We start from the raw sequence: 18,840 nt of genomic DNA on the forward strand, positions 1-18,840 counted from the left end.
CCCGGTGCTACGCCGGGACGCAGCAAAGTCCATCTCACAAGAGGATACCATCATGGCATGGTCTGCCGGCCAATATGTGAAGTTCGAGGATGAGCGCACGCGCCCGGCGCGCGATCTGCTGGCGCAGGTGCCGCTTACGCGTATCGACCGCGCTATCGATCTCGGCTGCGGACCCGGCAATTCGACCGAACTGATTGTCGAGCGCTATGGCGCTGCCGGCGTTTCCGGCCTCGACAGCGACGACAACATGCTGGAGGCCGCTCGCAAGCGCATGCCCGGCACGGACTTCGTCAAAGCCGATCTTGCGACATGGCAGCCAGATGAGCCCGTCGACCTGCTTTTCGCCAACGCCGTCTTCCAATGGCTGCCCAATCATCTCGACATCTTCGACCGGCTGATGGATGGGCTGAAACCCAGCGGCGTGCTCGCCATCCAGATGCCTGATAACCTGACCGAACTCAGCCATCTGATGATGGAAGAGACCGCGAAAAGCGGGCCCTGGAGCGAGACCTTCGCGAAGAAGAGCGTCCGCCGCAATCCCCTGCCCGCGCCGTCGGTCTATTACAACCGGCTGATCGGCAAGTCCGCCCGCATCGACCTCTGGCACACCAACTACAATCACGCGCTGGAAAACGCCGCCGCCATCGTCGAGTGGGTCAAGGGCACAGGCCTGCGTCCCTATCTCGATCATGCCGGCGCTGAACATCGCGACGCCTTCGCGGCCGATTATCTCACCCGCATCGAAAAAGCCTATCCGCCGCTCGCGGACGGCAAGGTCCTGCTGCGGTTTCCGCGGCTGTTTCTGGTGGCGGTGAAGAAATAGACAGCTGCGCTTGCGACTTGGAATGCGGTCCAGTGCCGACTATATTGGGCCGCATTCGCATTGAGGATCGGATATGCCCAAACAAGCCGTGCTTGAAATCAGCCTCGACCTGGATCTTCACGCCGAATTTCTGGCCGCGGCCAAATCCGCCCATAGACCGGCTGCGGAGATCGTCAGCGAGCTTGTGCGCGATTACGTCGGCAAGCAACATCAAGAGCCCCGATACGAAGAATTTCTTCGGGAAAAAGTGGAAATCGCCAGAACATCTATGCGGGCTGGCCAAGGCCGGTCAAACGAAGAGGTAGAGGCTACCTTTTCCGCTCTTCGCAACCAACTCAGAAGCGGATCTCGATGAGAGTCATCTGGACTCCGCAGGCAGAGTTGGATCGTCTGAATATCTTTCAATACATCATAAACGACAACGAAACAGCAGCGCTACGCATGGATGAGTTGTTCAGCCAAGCGGGCGCGCGATTGGGCCGAGTGCCTCGGATGGGTCGCAAAGGCATCATTAGCGGAACGCGCGAATATATCGTTCATCGGAATTATCGCCTTGTCTACGAAATTTCGGGCGATGAAATCTGGATCCTTGCGTTGGTCCATGCAGCGCGCCAATGGCCGCCAAAGGACGATGCTTGATCCCATCGACAAGCGGCGCTGTAGCACTTCAGATCTGCTGCATAATTTTATCCTTAGATCGATTCCGATCTAAGAAATTATGCAGTAGAACATGCGCAGCCAAAGCAAAAACTGCAACAGGTCCGAGGAGATACCCCATGTCGTCCAGAAACCCGATGTTCACCCGTTTGGCCGAGGTGCACGCATGAGCGGCCCGGATGTTGCACCGGCTCCGCCGCTGACCTTCGTGATCTTCGGCGCTACCGGCGATCTGACGCGGCGGCTGCTAATCCCGACGCTGATCAACATGTCGCGCAGCGGGCTCGTGGGCGACGACCTGCATATCCTCGGCATCGGCATTGAACCGGGCGGCGTCGACATGCTGCTGGAGCGGCTGGATTCATTTCTCGCCACATCGGGCGACATGCAGGAGCCGGAACGGCAGGAGGCATGGCAGAGCCTGCGCAAGCGCATCGCCTATATCTCCGGCGACTTCACCCAGAACGCCGTTTATGACGAGATCAGCAAATACCTGTCGCAGGCGCCAAGCGCCAACGCGGCCTTTTATCTCGCCGTGCCGCCGCGCTTCTTCGGCGATGTCGCCGAAAAGCTCTCCGCCACCGGGCTTATGAACGAAACCGCCGGCGCCTTTCGCCGGATCGCGATCGAAAAGCCTTTCGGCCACGACCTTGCCTCGGCCCGCGAGCTGAACGCCCGGCTGCTCAGCCACGCCAACGAAAACCAGATCTATCGCATCGACCATTTCCTCGGCAAGGAAACCGTCCAGAACATCATGACGACGCGCTTCGCCAACATGATGATCGAGGCGCTGTGGAACAACAACTATATCGATCACGTCCAGATCACCGCGGCGGAACTGGTCGATGTCGGCACGCGTGGAAAATTCTACGATTCGACCGGCGCACTGCGCGACATGGTGCCGAACCATCTCTTCCAGCTTCTGGCCATGGTGGCGATGGAGCCGCCGAACAGCTTTGACGCCGAGGCGATCCGCAACGAGAAAGGCAAGCTTCTAAAGGCTTTGCGCGTCTATTCGCGCGAGGAAGCTGTCCAGAACGGCGTGCGCGGCGCCTATACGGCCGGCCCTCTCGCCGGCAAGGATCTGCCCGCCTACACCGAGACACCCGATGTCGCGTCCGACAGCAGCACCGAGACCTTCGTTGCGCTCAAACTTCTTGTCGATACCTGGCGCTGGGCCGGCGTTCCCTTCTACCTTCGCACCGGCAAGGCGCTGAAGGCGCGCGACACCGAGATCGTCATCACTTTCCGGCAGGTGCCATTCGCGCAATTCCCGCGCCCGGCCTCGCGCCCGCAGCTGCCGCCGAACCGGCTGATCATCCAGGTGCAGCCGGACGAAGGGCTGGATATGGAAATCTCGATCAAGGCCCCCGGTCTCGTGCTGAAGACCGTGCCCATCTCGCTCGATTTCCGCTATGCCGACCGCTTCGACATCGGCAAGCAGACCGGCTACGAGAGCCTGTTCTACGAACTCTTCGTCGGCGACCAGACCCTGTTCCAGCGCGCCGACGGCATCGAAGCCGGCTGGGCTGCCGTGCAGCCCTTCCTTGACCTCTGGGCCGAGGGCGGCAAGCCCGATCCTTACGCCCCCGGCAGCATGGGACCGGCCTGCGCCGACGACCTCATCCAACGCGACGGCCGCGCCTGGCATCAGCCGGATGAGAAGCCGGAGGGCAAGAAGGGGTAAAGATTACAGGCCAGCCCCGGGAAGAGCTGGCCGTACATTCAATCCTCGAATTGATACAGGATACGCTCGGCACGGCGCGATTCCAGAACGGCCGCGAAGAAGCGATCCTGTTCGGGATCGTCGGCGAGCGCATTCAACGTGAAGCCGGCCTCATGGCGCGTGGCCTGCCCGCCCATGTATCCGCCGCGCTCCACCCATAGGCTTGGATAGTCCTGACTATGCCGGCAGGAATTTGAGGAACTGACCGCATAGAGATACTGCCGGCCATAGCCTTGCATCAGCGGCGGGATGGTGTGCGTTTCATTCTTGTCGCGGCTTTGACCATCAGCACAGGCGGAGTGAAAGACAAGTTCGGCCTGCCCTTCATACGCGCGCCAGAGCTCTGGATAACTCCAATCGCGGCAGATCAGGAAACCGCAGGAAACGCCTTCGATATCCAGGATGAGCTGGTGGCGACCCAATTCGAAAGCACGCTGATCATTGGTTGAGCAACAGCGCTTGTCATAGCGACCGGCGAGTTGACCGCCCCGGTTGAAAACATAGAGGGAATTGTATTTCTTCTGCGTGGCTTCGTCGCGATGCACACAGCCAGTCGCGACCCAGACGCGATGGTGACGCGCCGCGGACTGTACCGCTTCCACCCCCGCTTGAAGAGCCGTCCAGTCGAAGCCGGTCCAGTCCGGCCAATTGGCAGAACCATAGCCAGACAGAGCGCATTCCGGGAAATGAGCGACATCGGCTCCTGCCTCGGCCGCCGCTTCGATCAGCGACAGAATCTGCGCAGCATTCGCCGCGATGTCATGTCCAACTGGGATCTGGCACGTTGCCACTCTCAGGCGATCCGGCGCTCCGATGGCCGACGGCCGCTTGTGCCAAGTATAAGCGCCATCCCACTTCGCCATGAACTTTCCCCGCAACGACTCGATTCGGCTATGCGATTAGCCTAACAGAAGCGATCCGCACTCGAACGAACTATGCTACCTGTCGGCAGCTTTCCGATGTGGAGCACCCCAGAACCTCGGTGGATCACTGCACCGCAGCAATCCCAACCTGCAGCCCGCTGCCCATAAAGGGACGATCCGCCGCTCCACCCTGACCATGGCCCACGCTCCATTGGTCCGACCAGATCATACGATCGAGGCCGGTTGCGGAGGCTGCGTCGAAGGAGGTCCATCTGTTATCGCCATGCATGCGGTAAAGCACGCCACCCGGACCCATGCCGGCATGAAAGGCGATATCGATATCAAAAGTTTGGCCGGGAACGAGATCGGGACCAACCCAGTAATGCGGACTGCGGCCGGGATCGCGACCGAGGATCAGGGTCAAGGTTTGTCGCGGGCCGCGCAGACCGAGCCAGAGCGGCGCGATACTATCGGGATTGAAGGCGGAGAAGAGGGTTTGTGCCGGGGCATGTGCTGTCTCCGCCATCAGACCCCGTATCCGCAGTTCGACAATGCGGTCATTGCTCGTCGGGCCGCTAAAGCCAGCTGCATGCGTCCCGGATGGCAGCTCTTGCCAGTTCTCGGGATCGGCCGGCTTGAACGGCCATTGCAGCCGTTCGCGAATAACCCCATCCGTATCCAGCACCTGATAACGAAAGCTGTCCGCATCGAGCGCCGCCTGGATGCAATGAAGATATTCCACGCCCTCCGGCATTCGATGCGCGGTGCCAGCGCCGGCAGTGCAGAGCTGCAGAACGCCGCGGTGAACCTGAACATCGAAGGCGAGTATATGGCTGCAGACATAGGCCAGCACATCCGCTTCGACCAGAATATCCCAGAAGCGCTTGGTGTATTCATGACCTATTTCGCGCTGATACGTGCCGGAAAATCCGTTGACTGGGAAGACCGGATGATGGCCGAGGACGATCTTGTGGCTGATATCGCCGTGTGCCTTCAGCGTTGCCTCGAGCCACTCGGTCTCAACGTGGCCCTCACCGCCGAGGCCGGTCCATAGTGTGTGGACGAAGACCAGCAGAAGATCGCCGCGACGCACCCAGTAAGACAGGCCTTCCTGCCCCGGTGGTCCGTTTTCCGGAAGCTGCAGGACCTCGCGGAAGATCTGCTCGCTCATTTCATCATAGGTGGTGTGGTTGCCGGTCGTGTGCCAAAGCGGCATCTTTTGGCGGTCGAGCCAGCTCATTTCGTGATCGAGCCAATGCCGCCATTGTGCTCTTAGCTCCTCGGCATCGGCGGTCAGACCGATGACTTCATCGCCCGGAAACAGAATGAATTCCGGTGGCGGATCGAGCCGGCGCAAGACTGTATTGACGGTGGCAAAGGTCTTTTCGTGCAACGCGCCGGGAACGCCGGAACAGGAATCGCCATAGAACACGAAGCTGTGGCCTGATCCTTTCGGCAGGAGCGATGGAATGAGATTGGCGGACATAGGCGGCCTGCAATTTACAACATGACAAAACGAAAAACCCCGCAGATCAACCGCGGGGTTCTAGTCACGAATAACAGCAGATTACACGAACTGGCTCAACCCCGGCACGGAGCCAACCACCTTGTCGACCACGTCGTTGCCGGCATGTTCGCGGGCAGCTTCAATGGTTGCCTTGGCGAGCGAAGTGACCTCACCCATGCTGAGGCCGCTGCTCATCAGTTGCTGACCAAGCGCCATGATGCCACCGCCACCGCCGACCGCGCTGAGGAGACCGCCAAGCAGGCCGCCGCCGGAGGCTTCTTCGCTGCCATATTGAGCCACCAAATCGGAAGCACCGGGGATGGCGGCAATCATCTTGGTGACCGGGCCATCCGGAGATTCACGCTGCAGGAAGCCAAGGATCGTGCCGACGGCCTTCTCCGCGACATCGGGGGCGATACCGGCTTTTGCCGCGATTTGATCAATAACTTCGTTCACTTAAACCTCCAGCCAATTAAATCCGACGTTAACGTCAACGTAACCGAACGAACCGACAGACACAAGCCGTGCCGGATATCTCTATTTTACCAGACGCATAACCATGACGCGACTGGTTGTCCGCACTCAACTCTGTTCTTATAACAGTTTCAGGACAAATCGATGAACCGGCCCTGGCAACCTCCTGATAGTTGCCGTGCCGCCGCCCACAGGGAGACGACACCTCATGCCGCAGCAAGATGGACAGATTTTCGTCGGCGCCAGCCGCAATCCGGACGACAGCATCAACAAGAGCGAATATCTGACGCTGAAATTCGGCAACCGGCATGGCCTCATCACCGGAGCGACCGGCACCGGCAAGACCGTGACCCTGCAGGTATTGGCGGAGGGTTTTTCCAAGGCCGGCGTGCCGGTCTTCTGCGCCGACATCAAGGGCGACCTCTCAGGGATCGCCGCCAAGGGCGAGCCGAAGGATTTCCTGTTGAAGCGGGCCGAGGAAGTCGGCCTGAAACCCTATGAGTTCGAGCAATTCCCGGTGATCTTCTGGGATATCTACGGCGAAAAGGGCCACCGCGTGCGCGCCACCATCGCCGAGATGGGGCCGCTGCTGCTGTCCCGGCTGATGGACGCCTCGGAGGCGCAGGAGGGCGTGCTCAACATCGCCTTCAAGATCGCCGACGAAAACGGCCTGCCACTGCTCGATCTCAAGGATTTTCAGTCGCTGCTGAACTACATGGGCGAAAACGCCAGCGAGCTTTCCAGCAAATACGGCCTGATCTCGAAAACTTCCGTCGGCTCGCTGCAGCGGTCGCTTCTGGTGCTGGAGCAGCAGGGAGCGGAAAACTTCTTCGGCGAACCGGCGCTGAAAATTTCCGACATCATGCGCGTCAACAACAACGGCTACGGGCAGGTATCGGTGCTTGCCGCCGACAAGCTGATGATGAACCCGCGCCTCTACGCCACCTTCCTGCTCTGGCTGCTCTCCGAACTCTTCGAGGAACTACCTGAGGTCGGCGACCCGGAAAAGCCGAGGCTGGTGTTCTTCTTCGACGAGGCACATTTGCTCTTCAACGACGCACCGAGAGTGCTGATCGAGCGCGTTGAGCAGGTGGTGCGCCTGATCCGCTCCAAGGGCGTCGGCGTCTATTTCGTCACGCAGAACCCACTCGACGTGCCGGAAACCGTGCTCGCTCAGCTCGGCAACCGCGTGCAGCACGCGCTGCGCGCCTATTCGCCGCGCGAGCAGAAGGCCGTGCAGACGGCGGCCTCGACGTTCCGGCCCAATCCGGCCTTCAAGACCGCCGACGTCATCACCACGCTCGGCACCGGCGAGGCGCTGGTTTCCATGCTCGAGGCCAAGGGTGCGCCCTCGATCGTCGAACGCACCCTGATCCGCCCACCGTCCGGCCGCATCGGTCCCCTGACTGATGCCGAACGCCAGGCCATCATCAATGCCAGCCCGGTCGCGGGCCTCTATGATGAGACCCTCGACCGCGAATCCGCCTACGAGATCCTCGCCGCTCGCGCGGGCAAGGCAGCCGATCAGGCGGCCGCCAAGGAAGACGGAGACAGCACCGGCGGCTGGACGCTTCCGGGTTTCGGCGGCGATAGCAACAAGCCGGCGGGCCGCGGCCGCTCCGGCTATCAGCGCGAGACGATCCTGGAAGCAACGATGAAAAGCGTGGCGCGGACGGTCGCGACGCAAGTCGGCCGGGCGCTGGTGCGGGGAATTCTGGGAAGCCTGAAGCGGTAGTTGACACCTCCCCCTTGAGGGGGGAGGTCGCGGCAAAGCCGCGGGTGGGGGTGAACTGCCGCGAACGTAGCAATCACCCCACCCCGGCCCTTTGGGCCGACCCTCCCCCTCAAGGGGAGGGTAGAAATTACCGCTCCGGCGCGACCAGCGAGAAGAATGCACCTTGCGGATCAGTGGCCTGGACGATCCAGCTGCTGCCGGGGACTTCCATAGGGCCGTTGACGATCTTACCGCCGGCTTCGTTGATCCGGCCAATGGCAGCGTCGATCGCCGGAACGTTGAAGTAGAAGTTCCAGGCTGGCACGGGCATCTCGGCCGTCTTCGTCATGATGCCGCCGAAGTCACGGCCGTCGATCTTGAAGATCTTGTATTGGCCCATCGGCCCCATATCGAAATCGGAACTCCACTCCCAGCCGAACATATCGCAATAGAAATCGAATGCCTTCGGGCCGTCGCCGGCATAAAGCTCGTGCCAGCCGACATAGCCGGGCGCATTGGGTGCCGGCGCCTCCCAGTCCTGCCCCGGCAACGGTGTGAACAGGCAAAAGGCGGCGCCATAGGGATCGCCGACAACGGCGAAACGACCGACACTCGGGATGTCTGCCGGCTCGCGATAGACTCTGCCGCCTTTGGCCGTGATCGTCTTGGCTGCCTCGTCGACATTGGGCACGCTGATATAGCCGGTCCAGCAGGGCGGCGTTCCCATAGCCTTGGCCTCGTCCGGCAGGATCATCAATCCGGCGATCGGTCCGGCGCCGGCGCTGAACAATGTATAGGCCATCTCGATTTCCGGCATGCCGGCATCCTGCGCGTCCCAGCCGACGACCTTGCGGTAGAAGGCTTCCGCCGCCGCCATGTCCGTGGTCATCAGTTCGTACCAGACAAAATATCCCTTCGCGGCAGCCATTGTCTCTCTCCCTATTGCTTGCGGCGATGATTAGCGACACGGGCTGTTCCGGCTCCCGTCCGGCTGGCAAACCCTATTCATAGTCCTAAACACGGCGCTTCGGATCTTGTTCCCCTTGGGCCTTGGCCGTGGCCTCGCGCGATCAGCCTCTCACGCTTCAGTGACAGCAGGATTGCGCCTTGGGGCTCTCCTCATATTCGTCGTGACGACGAACGAAAGACATTGTGCCGTCTTCGTTGCGCCCCTTGGGCGCACGGTCGAGGATCATCAGCGTGCCGATCAGCTCTTCGGGGCCGCGGGCATAGCTGGAATAGGTATGGAAGATATCGCCGGCCTCGTCCTTGTAGAAGGCGCTGAGGCCCGGCAGCTCATCATGTCCTTCGGATGAGTCCATGGCGGTGAAATTGTAAAAGACCTTCTCGCCGGCGAGCTGATCCTTCGTAAAGGAGACGTGATAGTCGAAATTGAAGTCGTTGGCGAAGGACGAGACCCAGGGAAATTTCCACCCCATGCGCTTTTTATAGGCCTCCACCTTCTCAAGCGGAGCGCGGGAAACGGCGACCAAACTAACGTCGTGATGATTGAGATGCGGCAGGGCACCGTCGAAATGGTCCGCAAGGAAGGAGCAGCCGGGACACCCGGCGTCCCAGTCCGGACCGAGCATGAAGTGATAGATCAACAGTTGGCTGCGGCCATCGAAGAGATCGGCGAGCGTCCGCTTGCCCGTCGGCGTGTCGAAGACATAGGCCTTGTCGACCTTGACCCAGGGCAGCGCCAGGCGCTCGGCATTGACGCTGTCGCGCAGATGCGTCGCCTCTTTCTCCCGTGCAAGCAATTTGCGGCGGGCCTCCAGCCAAACTTCGCGGGAAACGATCTGGTTCATTGTCCGCCCTCCTCCGGCGTTCGTTTATCCCAAATCTTGACAAATACATTGATATCAATATTATCTCATCATGTCAAATGCGATTGAGATTCCCTTCGAAACAACGCTTCTGGTGCGCGATACCTGCCTTTGCCTGCATGTGCAGCGCGCCGCCCGCGCTCTGGCACGTCGCTTCGACGAGGCGCTAAGGCCGCTCGGGCTCACCAACGGCCAGTTTTCCCTGATGATGTCCCTGAACAGACCGCAGCCCGCCCCCATGGGACCGGTCGCGACCTTGCTCGCAATAGACCAGACGACGCTGACAGCGGCCTTAAAGCCGCTGGAGCGGCGGGGCTGGGTGAACGTTCTTCCCAACCCGAGGGATCGACGGGCGCGGCTTCTCAGCCTGACGCCGTCAGGCAAGGCGGTACTTGCGGCGGCCGTGCCGATCTGGGAAGCGACACATGCCGAGGTGGAACAGCGATTGCCCGGCGGCAACGGCGATGGATTGCGGCAGGAGTTGTTGGCACTGGCCTGATCGCTATCTCCGCATGCGCGGATCGTCGCCAAAATCGTTGCGCGCGAAGCCGATGCGGCTTTTCGGAAACTCGCAAAGCGCTTGTACGCCGGTTGGCGACAGCCGGATGCGCCAGGTCTGACGCTCGACAGGCTCGCGCGCGGCAAAGGCATTGGCAGTCAGAAGCGCGATATTCTTGCCGCTCTTGGGATCGCGGACGGACTGGTAGAGGATCGCGTCAACGTTCCCTGCCCGCGCCGCATCCGCAAGCGACTGGCATGCCTCATAATTGACGGGATCGGCCCAGGCTTGGCGATCATGCTCCAATGGCGGAAGCGTCAGATCGATCGCTTGCTTGGTCGCAATCGCGGCGGCGAAGGCGGTGTACTCCGCCGCATTGGCCGGCAGCGGCGTTTCCGGAGAATCGCTGAAGAAAAGCAGCCGGTAGAAGCTCATCTCCGCCAGTGCCGTTTCGATCTGTTCGGACGCGTAAAAGACGCCCAGCGTGCGCCCTGCCCGCCGGAAGCGCGAGCCATGGGGATAGATCGCGCCATAGCGAAAGGGTGTCGCCAGCAGATAATCCAGGCCGGTACATTCCGGCGGCAAGGCCGGCTTACTCTCTTCCAGAAGGGTCTCGAGAAGCGCCTGCTCCTCCAGCGTATCGACCAGCTTCAATGTCGAGACCTGATGTTGCGCCTCCACCAGCCGCCAATAGTGACCGGAAATCGGCCTGGCCTCAGACGAGAGCGCGGCGGGCGTCCAGATAGGCGAGGACATCGGTCAATCCAGAAATAGTGGCGATCTTTTCAAGCGGCGTTGCGCTGAAGGCGAGATTGGGGTTGCGCAGCCATTGCCGCGCCACGGCTTCGTCGCCGCCGACGATCGCATCGAGCGAGCGAAAGAGGCGCACGAAGAGCACGGCGAGCTCGAACGGCTTGCTGTGGCGTTCCAGCAAATGATCCCGCCGCTTCATGCGCGACACCGTTGCTTCCGAAACGCCGATGACATCAGCGAGTATGCGTGCGTTCAATCCCAGCCGCTCGGCGGCATTGACGGCCGCCTTGGTGATGACCAGAGCCTCGCCGGGGATTGCATGACTTATTGCTTGAGCATTTGCCATAGCCAATTCCTTTCCTAGGAAAATATATAGCAAATTTCTTGCAAAAGAAAAAGAGGCGGCACGCCGAAAAGCTTGCCGCCTCTTTTTGATCGCCCGCTCCATCAATCAGGAGCGAAGATAAAGCTTATTCTCAGGCAACCGTGACCGGCACTTCCGTCGAGGTGCGCAGGGCGTGGCTGTAAGGGCAGACGATGTGAGCGGCGGCAACAAGCTTCTCAGCTTCGGCCTTGTCCAGGCCCGGAATGTGAACCGACAGGGCCACGTCGATGCCGAAACCGCCACCATCTTCACGCGGACCAACGCCGACCGTTGCGGTCACCTTGGCGTCTTCCGGAATCTTGACCTTCTGCTGGCCGGCGACAAATTTCAGGGCACCGAGGAAGCAGGCGGAATAACCGGCAGCGAAGAGCTGTTCGGGATTGGTGCCGGTGGCGCCATCGCCGCCGAGTTCCTTCGGCACGGTCAGCGTGACGTCGAGAACACCGTTGTCGGAAACGGCGTGGCCAGCGCGGCCACCGGTGGCGGAAGCTTTGGTAGTGTAAAGAATGGGCATATCGGATCTCCTTTGCGTGTTGGGTGAAAGTTGTATATAGCACGATTTAATCGTGCGCAATATATTTTTGCGATTTGATTTTGAAAAGTGAACCTGTGACAATGCGACCAACAAGAAAATGGCGGAGCAGCGATGACGGACAAGGTGAACGGGCAAATAATCCCGGATGAGGAAAAGCGGCTGGAGCGGCAGCTTTGTTTTGCAGTCTACGCCACCGCACATGCCTTCAATCGCGCCTACAAGCCGATCCTCGACCGTGTCGGCCTGACCTATCCGCAATATCTGGTGATGCTGGTACTTTGGGAAAAAGGTTGCTTGCCGGTCAAGACCATCGGCGAGCAGCTCGATCTCGATTCGGGCACGCTGTCGCCGCTGTTGAAGCGTCTGGAACAGGCCGGCCTGATCGGCCGTGCGCGTGATCCGAAGGACGAGCGGCAAGTGATCGTTTCATTGACGGAAAAGGGCGCCGGCATGCAATGCCAGGTCAACACCATCATGTCCGCCATCGGCGAAGCCACCGGCTGCGACATGGACGAAGTGGCCAGCCTGCGCGACCGGCTGCAACGACTAAGGGCGAATTTGACGGCTGAATGAAAGCCGCCAAACCCGCCCTATCGTAAAACCATACAAGCCTAAGCCTGCGTTACCAGGATCGGCGCGCGTTCCGGCACGCGATCGTAGAGATCGATGACATCCTGGTTCAGCAGACGGACGCAGCCGGAGGAAACGGCCTTGCCGATGGAGCGCCAGTCCGGATTGCCGTGCAGACGGTAAAGCGAATCCTGCTTGTCCTCAAAGATGTAAAGCGCGCGCGCGCCAAGCGGATTCTTCAGGCCGGGATCCATGCCGCCATTGGCGATGGAAAATTTGACGAGTTCCGGCTGGCGAGCGACCATTTCGTCCGGCGGGTTCCAGCGCGGCCACTTCTTGCGCCACTGGATGACGCCACGGCCCTGCCAGGCAAAGCCCTCGCGGCCGACGCCGATGCCGTAGCGCATGGCCGTGCCGCCTGCTTCGGTGACGTAGAGGTGGCGCTCGCGCGTATTGACGACGACGCTACCCGGCGCTTCACCGGTCGGATCGACGACGCGCTGGCGATAAAATTGCGGATCGATCTGCTGGTAGGGCACGGGCGGGATGAGAAAACCGCCGTCCTCCACGGCCGCATAAATCACGGCTGGATCCGGTTGCTCGCCGTCATAACTGGAGAACCAGCTACGGAAGGGGCGATAGGCCGGCGCGCCGGTGTATTGCACCGGGCTGACGACAGGGCCGCTTTCGACCGTGGAAGCGCAGCCGGCGAGCGTCGAAACGGCACCGATACCAGCGAAGGCGAGGAAATTTCGTCGGGAAAAAGAAGAGGGCAGGCTCATGTCGACAGCATCATTCCTGTTGGAAGGGAAGCAAGAACCGATGACAACAAAGCTGATTCGGCTTCCCACGAGATTCGCAGAGACAGGAGCAAAACTAAAGAGCGCAAACGGGTCCGGCTATCGCACTTATGCAACATCACGAAAATTTGTTATAAACTGCCGTTATAAAACGACGATTTCCGTCTTCGCGGGCACCCGATTGTAGAGATCGATCACGTCCTGGTTCAGCATACGCACGCAGCCGGACGACGCTTCCTTGCCGATCGACTGCCAATCCGGCGTTCCGTGAACGCGATAAAGCGTGTCCTTGCCGTCCTTGAAAATATAAAGCGCCCTCGCGCCGAGCGGATTGGTCGGCCCCGGATTCATGCCGCCGCGCTCGGCCGAAATCGGCCTGATCTGCGGTTCGCGCGCCACCATTTCAGCCGGCGGCGTCCAGCGCGGCCATTTCGCCTTCCACTGGATGGCGCCCCTGCCATGCCAGGCATAGCCAGCGGCGCCAAGGCCGACGCCATAGCGCATCGCTCGGCCGCCCGGCTCGATGAAATAGAGATAGTGGCTCCGGGTATCGACGACGATCGTTCCCGGCCTTTCATTGGTCCGGTAATCCACCTCCTGGCGCAGGAACTGTGGATCTATGCGCTTGTAGGGGATGGCCGGCAGCGTGAAATCGTCCTCGCTCGCCTGCGCATACATCGCCTGATGTACGGGATTGAAGGTCGGCAGGCCGTAGGTCTGATGGAACTGCGTGCGGAAGAGATCGCGCGATTGCGGCACCGGCTGCACCGGCAGGCGCTTCACCTTCTGCGGATCGATGCCTTCAGGCCGGTAGAAGACGGGCGAGGTTTCCTGCACGAACCGGTCGGGATCGGTCGCGCCCGTATCGGGAACGATACTGCATGCGGAGAGCATGGCAAGAAACGCCATGGCAGGCAGGAGGCGGGAAACGGGCAAAAGATCGGCCATCATCGGGAACCAGTTGGAATACGGATCAGTGAGCCGCATGATGACCGGTCCGGCTGGCGCGAGGCTGGCGTCGGGTGCAAAGATATTGCGCCAGGAGGTCAAACTTCTGTTTTCCCTCGCCCTGGCTTGGGTTAGACCATTGCGAGACGGAGGATCGCATGAATATCGACAGTCTCGACCCGAACCTTTTTGCGCCGGCAAGCCGGGACGCCTGGCTCAGATTGGTGAACCGGGCGCTGAAGGGAGCCGATTTCGAGGAGGCGCTGGTATCGCACACCGATGACGGTATCGAAATCCAACCGCTCTACACCCGCTGCCCCGACGCCACTCCCTTGCCGCGCCGCCGGATCGACGCCCCCTGGACGATCAGCCAGCGCATGGACGACCCGGACATCGAACGTGCTTTCACGCAACTCGATGCGGATCTCGCCAACGGTGCCGGCGGCGTCCACCTCCTGTCGAGAACCAGCCCATCAGCCTTTGGCGTCGGCGTCGATCAGGGAGCGGATGGGCTTGCGGCGAGATTGACGGCCGCGCTATCGGGCAAGGATGCCTCGCTGCGCCTTGATGGCTTTTCCCCGGATTTTGCCGAGGTGGTTGCCGGATCTTCCAAGCTTGCGACACTGCATGCCGGCCTCGACATCTTCACGTCGAGCAGTGCGACCAATGCCGTGACAGACAGCTTCAAGCGCCTGCTTGACGCTGGAGGTGCCGGCACGATCATCAATGCCGATGGCCGCGCCGTTCACAATGCCGGCGGCACGGAAGCGCAGGAACTGGCCGTCGTTACCGCCTCCCTCGTCGGCCATTTGCGGTTGCTGGAGCAGGCGGACTTCACCCCTGAGACGATCCTGAAAGTCGTAAGCCTCTGCCTTTCCGCCGATCAGAACCAGTTCGTCACCATGGCGAAAGCCCGCGCTGCGCGAATGCTCTTTACCCGCATCGCCGAGGCCTGCGGCGTTTCCAATCCGCCGGTGGCGCATCTCTTCATGGAAACCAGCTACCGTATGCTCACCCGGCTCGACCCGGAAACCAATATCCTGCGCAATACCATTGCCGTCTTTGCCGCCGGCACGGGGGGCGCCGACGAGATTTCGGTGCTTCCGCATACGCTCACCCACGGCATCCCGGACCCGCTGGCGCGGCGGCTGGCGCGCAACACGCAGACCGTGCTGATCGCAGAAAGCCATCTCGACCATGTTATCGATCCGGCCGCCGGCGCCGGCGGCATCGCGGCGCTGACGGAGGCGCTGGCGGAAAAAGCCTGGGAGATCTTTGTCGGTATCGAACGGGACGGCGGGTTGGCGACGATTATCGCCGGCGGCCAGTTGGCGGCAATGGTGGCGGAGGCGCGGGCAAGCCGCGTGGCAAAGCCGATCGTTGGGACGACGTTGTTTGCGATGAAGACGGAGCGGCCGGTTGTGATTTTGGGAGAGATTGGCTCTGTTACGGGCGCTATGGGACTGAGGCCGGTACGGCTGGATGGAGAGGCGCCCCTATGACCCCCATCCCCGACTTCAGCAAAATCGGCTGGCAAAAACCAAAGACAGTCACATCGAAAACCGACGCCCCCTCCTGGCAAACCCCGGAAGGCATTGCCGTCAAGCGTGCCTATGACACGACCGACCTTGCCGGCCTGAACTTCCTCGACACCTATCCCGGCTCAGCTCCCTTCCTGCGCGGCCCCTACCCGACCATGTATGTCCAGCAGCCCTGGACCATCCGCCAATATGCGGGCTTCTCCACCGCCGAGGAATCGAACGCCTTCTATCGCCGCAATCTCGCAGCCGGCCAGAAGGGGCTCTCCGTCGCCTTCGATCTTGCCACCCATCGCGGCTATGACAGCGACCATCCGCGCGTTGCCGGCGATGTCGGCATGGCGGGCGTGGCGATCGATTCCATCCTCGACATGCGCCAGCTCTTCGACGCCATCCCGCTTGATGAGATGAGCGTGTCGATGACCATGAACGGCGCGGTGCTGCCGGTGATGGCGCTCTATATCGTCGCGGCGGAGGAGCAGGGCGTTTCCGAGGACAGACTGTCGGGCACGATCCAGAACGACATCCTCAAGGAGTTCATGGTCCGCAACACCTATATCTATCCGCCACAGCCCTCGATGCGGATCGTGTCGGACATTTTCAGCTATACCAGCCAGCGGATGCCGAAGTTCAATTCGATCTCGATTTCCGGCTATCACATGCAGGAAGCCGGCGCGACAGCGGATCTGGAACTGGCCTATACGATTGCCGACGGCATCGAATATGCCCGCGCCGGCGTCGCCGCCGGGCTCGATATCGACAGTTTCGCGCCGCGCCTCTCCTTCTTCTGGGCCGTTGGCATGAACTTCTTCATGGAAGTCGCCAAGATGCGCGCGGCGCGGCTGATCTGGGCGGCGCTGATGCAGAAGAATTTTGCGCCGAAGGATCAGAAATCACTGGCGCTGCGCACCCATAGCCAGACCTCCGGCTGGTCACTGACAGCACAGGACCCGATGAACAACATCATCCGCACCATGGTCGAAGCCATGGCGGCAACACAGGGTCACACACAATCCCTGCACACCAATTCCTTCGACGAGGCGCTGGCGCTGCCGACCGACCATTCGGCCCGCATCGCCCGCAATACGCAGATCCTGCTGCAAAAGGAATCCGGCACCACTGATATCATCGATCCCTGGGGCGGCTCGGCCTATGTCGAGCGGCTGACCCATGATCTGGCGGCCCGCGCCCTCACCCATATCGAAGAGGTCGAGGCGCTCGGCGGCATGGCGAAGGCGATCGAGAAGGGCATTCCGAAGCTCCGTATCGAAGAGGCCGCCGCCCGCACGCAGGCGCGTATCGACAGCGGCCACCAGACTGTCGTCGGCATCAACTTCTCACGGCCGGAACAGGATATCGAAGTCGACGTGCTGAAGGTGGACAATTCCGAGGTCCGCGCCCGACAGCTCTCAAAACTGCAGCAATTGAAGGGCACCCGCGAGACGGCGGCGGTGGAGAGCGCTTTGGATGTGCTAACGGATGCGGCGCGCAACGGTATGGGCAACCTGCTCGATTTCGCCGTCAAGGCGGCGCGGGCGAGAGCCACGGTCGGCGAGATTTCGCTGGCGTTGGAAAAGGCCTATGGCCGACATGTTGCCGAGATCAGGACCATCTCCGGCGTCTACCGCAAGGAAGTCGGCACCACCGATCCCATCTTCAACAAAGCTGTCGCCAAGGTTGAAGCCTTTCGCCGCGCAAAGGGCGAAAAACCCCGCATCCTTGTCGCCAAGATGGGCCAGGACGGCCATGACCGCGGCCAGAAAGTCATTGCCACCGCCTTTGCCGATCTCGGCTTCGATGTCGTCGTCGGCGCGATGTTCCAGACGCCGGAGGAGGTCGCCGATGTCGCGGTGCGCGAAGGGGTCGATATCATCGGCGCCTCGTCGCTCGCCGCCGGCCATCTGACGCTGGTGCCGGAATTGAAGGAAGCGCTCAGCCGCCGCCATGCCGGCCGCGTCCTCATCGCCGTCGGCGGCGTCATCCCGCCACAGGATTTCGCTGCATTGGAAGCTGCCGGTGCCGACGCGATTTTCCCGCCGGGAACGGTGATTGCGGAGGCCGCCGTTGCGCTGATCGATCGGCTGATGAAGTAGGCTTAGTCTGCGATTCCAGACGGAAAACCGCCGCGCACTTTTCCTGGAATTGCGCTACGCCGCCACGCTCTTGAAAAACTGGATGCTCTGCTCAATTTCCGCCGGCAGAGCCGAGGTGTGATTGCCCTGAACGGTCGCAACCTCGATCTTGACACCGCCGGCAACGGCGCGCTTTGCAAGCAGGGCGGCATGGCCATCGAAATGGCTTTCCTCCGTGCCGTGCATCACCTTCACCGGGCATTTGAAACTATGCGCGTAGCAGAGCGGTGAACGCATCTGGAATTCGCGCGGATTCTTGGTGTTGAAGCGGATATCCTCGGGATAGCGGTGGAAAAACGCGAAGGCATCCGGATTGCCGGAGATCGGCGCGACGGCCCGGAAGCGCTTGGTCGACATCGCCGTGAGCATCGCCAGCGTGCCGCCGACGCTGTGGCCGGCAAGGAACAGGCGATGCGGGTCGACGCCGGGAAGATGGCGCAGGCGATCGGAGGCGGCCAGCACGTCGGCCACTTCGTCGTAGAAGCCGGAGAAATTGCCCTTCTGGCCGTTTTCGCCGCGCATCGACGGGATCATGACGACATAACCGGCGTCGATGTAGCCTTTCATCAGCAGCCAATGACCCTGGCCGATGGCATTGCCGCCATGTAGGAAAAGCACCGCCGGCCTCGGCTTCGGCGTGCGCTCGTAGCGCGACACCCAGGTAATCAGCTCCAGCTCACCGCCGAGTCCGCTGCGATAAAAGATCTGATCGGCGCCGGAAGGTGCGGCCAGCGGCTCATATTTGTCAGGCGCCGGACCCTTGCTGAGAAGATCGGTGCGAAACTTGTGGCGCTCCTTGGCATAATCGCCTGCCAGCGAGGGCGGATCCAACAGTGCCTCGACCGCTTTGGCAACCGGAGCCTTGGGGTCCACGGCCTTGGTTTCCAAGACCTTGGTCTCGGTTGCTCGAGCGATATTAGGAGCCAGGAGAGTTGCGGCAAGACCGGCGAGAACGATGCGACGGTTGGGGCGAAATGCTTCTTCTTCAGACGATGTCATATGCTCTGTCCAAATATGCCCGGCAAAACGATATCTGCACCGGTTGAAAGGCGAGGCCAATTCACTTTGTGGTGAGGAATCAACCTGA

At 61.0% G+C, this 18,840-nt stretch carries 20 protein-coding genes; 9 read left to right on the forward strand and 11 right to left on the reverse strand.

Going from position 1 to position 18,840, the window contains the following annotated elements; genetic code table 11:
* Window positions 1-52 precede the first annotated feature (52 nt).
* The 4 genes from tam (at window position 53) to zwf (ending at window position 3,167) form a co-directional block, all read left to right on the forward strand.
* Window positions 53-823: a trans-aconitate 2-methyltransferase gene (tam, locus tag EX00_RS22680; RefSeq protein WP_047463232.1), complete on the forward strand. Its 771-nt coding sequence runs from the start codon at window positions 53-55 to the stop codon at window positions 821-823.
* A 73-nt stretch (window positions 824-896) separates the two neighbouring features.
* Window positions 897-1,178, forward strand: coding sequence for a hypothetical protein (locus EX00_RS22685; RefSeq protein WP_047463234.1), 282 nt, complete (start codon window positions 897-899; stop codon window positions 1,176-1,178).
* Window positions 1,175-1,462: a type II toxin-antitoxin system RelE/ParE family toxin gene (locus EX00_RS22690; RefSeq protein ID WP_047463235.1), complete on the forward strand. Its 288-nt coding sequence runs from the start codon at window positions 1,175-1,177 to the stop codon at window positions 1,460-1,462. The genes EX00_RS22685 and EX00_RS22690 overlap by 4 nt, the downstream gene beginning before the upstream one ends.
* Before the next feature lie 184 nt (window positions 1,463-1,646).
* On the forward strand, window positions 1,647-3,167 hold the full coding sequence (zwf, locus tag EX00_RS22695) for a glucose-6-phosphate dehydrogenase (RefSeq protein WP_047463237.1): 1,521 nt from the start codon (window positions 1,647-1,649) through the stop codon (window positions 3,165-3,167).
* Between the two features lie 38 nt (window positions 3,168-3,205).
* Here the strand turns inward: zwf and EX00_RS30845 are convergent, their stop codons facing one another.
* The 3 genes from EX00_RS30845 to EX00_RS22710 all read right to left on the reverse strand — a co-directional run bounded on the left by EX00_RS30845 (window position 3,206) and on the right by EX00_RS22710 (window position 6,032).
* Complete coding sequence (locus EX00_RS30845; protein WP_052210923.1) at window positions 3,206-4,069, reverse strand: carbon-nitrogen hydrolase family protein; 864 nt, start codon at window positions 4,067-4,069, stop codon at window positions 3,206-3,208.
* A 124-nt stretch (window positions 4,070-4,193) separates the two neighbouring features.
* Window positions 4,194-5,555, reverse strand: coding sequence for a metallophosphoesterase family protein (locus EX00_RS22705; RefSeq protein WP_047463239.1), 1,362 nt, complete (start codon window positions 5,553-5,555; stop codon window positions 4,194-4,196).
* 81 nt (window positions 5,556-5,636) lie between these two features.
* Window positions 5,637-6,032, reverse strand: coding sequence for a hypothetical protein (locus EX00_RS22710; protein WP_047463241.1), 396 nt, complete (start codon window positions 6,030-6,032; stop codon window positions 5,637-5,639).
* Between the two features lie 226 nt (window positions 6,033-6,258).
* Between EX00_RS22710 and EX00_RS22715 the strand changes: the two genes are divergently transcribed.
* On the forward strand, window positions 6,259-7,785 hold the full coding sequence (locus tag EX00_RS22715; protein WP_047463243.1) for a helicase HerA-like C-terminal domain-containing protein: 1,527 nt from the start codon (window positions 6,259-6,261) through the stop codon (window positions 7,783-7,785).
* A 127-nt stretch (window positions 7,786-7,912) separates the two neighbouring features.
* Here EX00_RS22715 and EX00_RS22720 read toward each other — a convergent pair whose 3' ends face one another.
* Window positions 7,913-8,692 carry a VOC family protein gene (locus tag EX00_RS22720; protein WP_047463244.1) on the reverse strand — a complete coding sequence of 260 codons (780 nt, stop codon included), beginning with the start codon at window positions 8,690-8,692 and terminating at the stop codon, window positions 7,913-7,915.
* A gap of 157 nt (window positions 8,693-8,849) precedes the next feature.
* Window positions 8,850-9,575, reverse strand: a complete 726-nt coding sequence (locus tag EX00_RS22725) for a DUF899 domain-containing protein (protein WP_047463246.1) — start codon at window positions 9,573-9,575, stop codon at window positions 8,850-8,852.
* A 70-nt stretch (window positions 9,576-9,645) separates the two neighbouring features.
* On the opposite strand from EX00_RS22725, the gene EX00_RS22730 reads away from it, so the two are divergent.
* A complete protein-coding gene (locus EX00_RS22730; protein ID WP_047463248.1) occupies window positions 9,646-10,092 on the forward strand; it encodes a MarR family winged helix-turn-helix transcriptional regulator in 447 nt (148 codons plus the stop codon).
* Window positions 10,093-10,095: 3 nt separating this feature from the next.
* Here the strand turns inward: EX00_RS22730 and EX00_RS22735 are convergent, their stop codons facing one another.
* The 3 genes from EX00_RS22735 to EX00_RS22745 form a co-directional block, all read right to left on the reverse strand.
* Window positions 10,096-10,848: an RES family NAD+ phosphorylase gene (locus EX00_RS22735; protein ID WP_047463251.1), complete on the reverse strand. Its 753-nt coding sequence runs from the start codon at window positions 10,846-10,848 to the stop codon at window positions 10,096-10,098.
* The gene (locus EX00_RS22740) at window positions 10,808-11,191 is read right to left on the reverse strand and encodes an MbcA/ParS/Xre antitoxin family protein (RefSeq protein WP_047463253.1); all 384 of its coding nucleotides are present in this window, start codon (window positions 11,189-11,191) and stop codon (window positions 10,808-10,810) included. The genes EX00_RS22735 and EX00_RS22740 overlap by 41 nt, the downstream gene beginning before the upstream one ends.
* A 130-nt stretch (window positions 11,192-11,321) precedes the next feature.
* A complete protein-coding gene (locus EX00_RS22745) occupies window positions 11,322-11,744 on the reverse strand; it encodes an organic hydroperoxide resistance protein (protein WP_047463255.1) in 423 nt (140 codons plus the stop codon).
* A gap of 132 nt (window positions 11,745-11,876) precedes the next feature.
* On the opposite strand from EX00_RS22745, the gene EX00_RS22750 reads away from it, so the two are divergent.
* The gene (locus EX00_RS22750; RefSeq protein ID WP_047463257.1) at window positions 11,877-12,338 is read left to right on the forward strand and encodes a MarR family winged helix-turn-helix transcriptional regulator; all 462 of its coding nucleotides are present in this window, start codon (window positions 11,877-11,879) and stop codon (window positions 12,336-12,338) included.
* A gap of 38 nt (window positions 12,339-12,376) precedes the next feature.
* On the opposite strand, the gene EX00_RS22755 is transcribed toward EX00_RS22750, so the two are convergent.
* Together EX00_RS22755 and EX00_RS22760 are read right to left on the reverse strand one after the other, a co-directional pair.
* Complete coding sequence (locus EX00_RS22755; protein ID WP_047463259.1) at window positions 12,377-13,117, reverse strand: L,D-transpeptidase; 741 nt, start codon at window positions 13,115-13,117, stop codon at window positions 12,377-12,379.
* Window positions 13,118-13,279: 162 nt separating this feature from the next.
* Window positions 13,280-14,083 (reverse strand): L,D-transpeptidase, encoded by an 804-nt coding sequence (locus EX00_RS22760; RefSeq protein ID WP_404944040.1) that lies wholly within the window; start codon window positions 14,081-14,083, stop codon window positions 13,280-13,282.
* A 158-nt stretch (window positions 14,084-14,241) separates the two neighbouring features.
* On the opposite strand from EX00_RS22760, the gene EX00_RS22765 reads away from it, so the two are divergent.
* Window positions 14,242-15,585, forward strand: a complete 1,344-nt coding sequence (locus EX00_RS22765) for a methylmalonyl-CoA mutase family protein (RefSeq protein WP_047463262.1) — start codon at window positions 14,242-14,244, stop codon at window positions 15,583-15,585.
* Entirely contained in the window at window positions 15,582-17,714 is a 2,133-nt protein-coding gene (gene scpA, locus EX00_RS22770; protein WP_047463265.1) for a methylmalonyl-CoA mutase, read from the forward strand. The genes EX00_RS22765 and scpA overlap by 4 nt, the downstream gene beginning before the upstream one ends.
* Window positions 17,715-17,768: 54 nt before the next feature.
* Here the strand turns inward: scpA and EX00_RS22775 are convergent, their stop codons facing one another.
* Window positions 17,769-18,752, reverse strand: coding sequence for an alpha/beta hydrolase family protein (locus tag EX00_RS22775; RefSeq protein WP_047463268.1), 984 nt, complete (start codon window positions 18,750-18,752; stop codon window positions 17,769-17,771).
* Between the last annotated feature and the right edge of the window lie 88 nt (window positions 18,753-18,840).

The sequence above is a fragment of the Martinezella rhizogenes genome, assembly GCF_000799715.1.
GTDB classification, from domain to species: domain Bacteria; phylum Pseudomonadota; class Alphaproteobacteria; order Rhizobiales; family Rhizobiaceae; genus Rhizobium; species Rhizobium rhizogenes_C.

Bases quoted from the DNA above. Each gene is read 5' to 3' on its own strand.
- EX00_RS22715 (WP_047463243.1), top strand. From the start codon at position 6,259: ATGCCGCAGCAAGATGGACAGATTTTCGTCGGCGCCAGCCGCAATCCG.
- EX00_RS22690 (WP_047463235.1), top strand. From the start codon at position 1,175: ATGAGAGTCATCTGGACTCCGCAGGCAGAGTTGGATCGTCTGAATATC.
- EX00_RS22735 (WP_047463251.1), bottom strand. From the start codon at position 10,848: ATGTCCTCGCCTATCTGGACGCCCGCCGCGCTCTCGTCTGAGGCCAGG.
- EX00_RS22775 (WP_047463268.1), bottom strand. From the start codon at position 18,752: ATGACATCGTCTGAAGAAGAAGCATTTCGCCCCAACCGTCGCATCGTT.
- tam (WP_047463232.1), top strand. From the start codon at position 53: ATGGCATGGTCTGCCGGCCAATATGTGAAGTTCGAGGATGAGCGCACG.
- EX00_RS22765 (WP_047463262.1), top strand. From the start codon at position 14,242: ATGAATATCGACAGTCTCGACCCGAACCTTTTTGCGCCGGCAAGCCGG.
- EX00_RS22705 (WP_047463239.1), bottom strand. From the start codon at position 5,555: ATGTCCGCCAATCTCATTCCATCGCTCCTGCCGAAAGGATCAGGCCAC.
- EX00_RS22725 (WP_047463246.1), bottom strand. From the start codon at position 9,575: ATGAACCAGATCGTTTCCCGCGAAGTTTGGCTGGAGGCCCGCCGCAAA.
- EX00_RS22750 (WP_047463257.1), top strand. From the start codon at position 11,877: ATGACGGACAAGGTGAACGGGCAAATAATCCCGGATGAGGAAAAGCGG.
- zwf (WP_047463237.1), top strand. From the start codon at position 1,647: ATGAGCGGCCCGGATGTTGCACCGGCTCCGCCGCTGACCTTCGTGATC.
- EX00_RS22760 (WP_404944040.1), bottom strand. From the start codon at position 14,083: ATGGCCGATCTTTTGCCCGTTTCCCGCCTCCTGCCTGCCATGGCGTTT.
- EX00_RS22720 (WP_047463244.1), bottom strand. From the start codon at position 8,692: ATGGCTGCCGCGAAGGGATATTTTGTCTGGTACGAACTGATGACCACG.
- EX00_RS22685 (WP_047463234.1), top strand. From the start codon at position 897: ATGCCCAAACAAGCCGTGCTTGAAATCAGCCTCGACCTGGATCTTCAC.
- EX00_RS30845 (WP_052210923.1), bottom strand. From the start codon at position 4,069: ATGGCGAAGTGGGATGGCGCTTATACTTGGCACAAGCGGCCGTCGGCC.
- EX00_RS22730 (WP_047463248.1), top strand. From the start codon at position 9,646: ATGTCAAATGCGATTGAGATTCCCTTCGAAACAACGCTTCTGGTGCGC.
- EX00_RS22740 (WP_047463253.1), bottom strand. From the start codon at position 11,191: ATGGCAAATGCTCAAGCAATAAGTCATGCAATCCCCGGCGAGGCTCTG.
- scpA (WP_047463265.1), top strand. From the start codon at position 15,582: ATGACCCCCATCCCCGACTTCAGCAAAATCGGCTGGCAAAAACCAAAG.
- EX00_RS22755 (WP_047463259.1), bottom strand. From the start codon at position 13,117: ATGAGCCTGCCCTCTTCTTTTTCCCGACGAAATTTCCTCGCCTTCGCT.
- EX00_RS22745 (WP_047463255.1), bottom strand. From the start codon at position 11,744: ATGCCCATTCTTTACACTACCAAAGCTTCCGCCACCGGTGGCCGCGCT.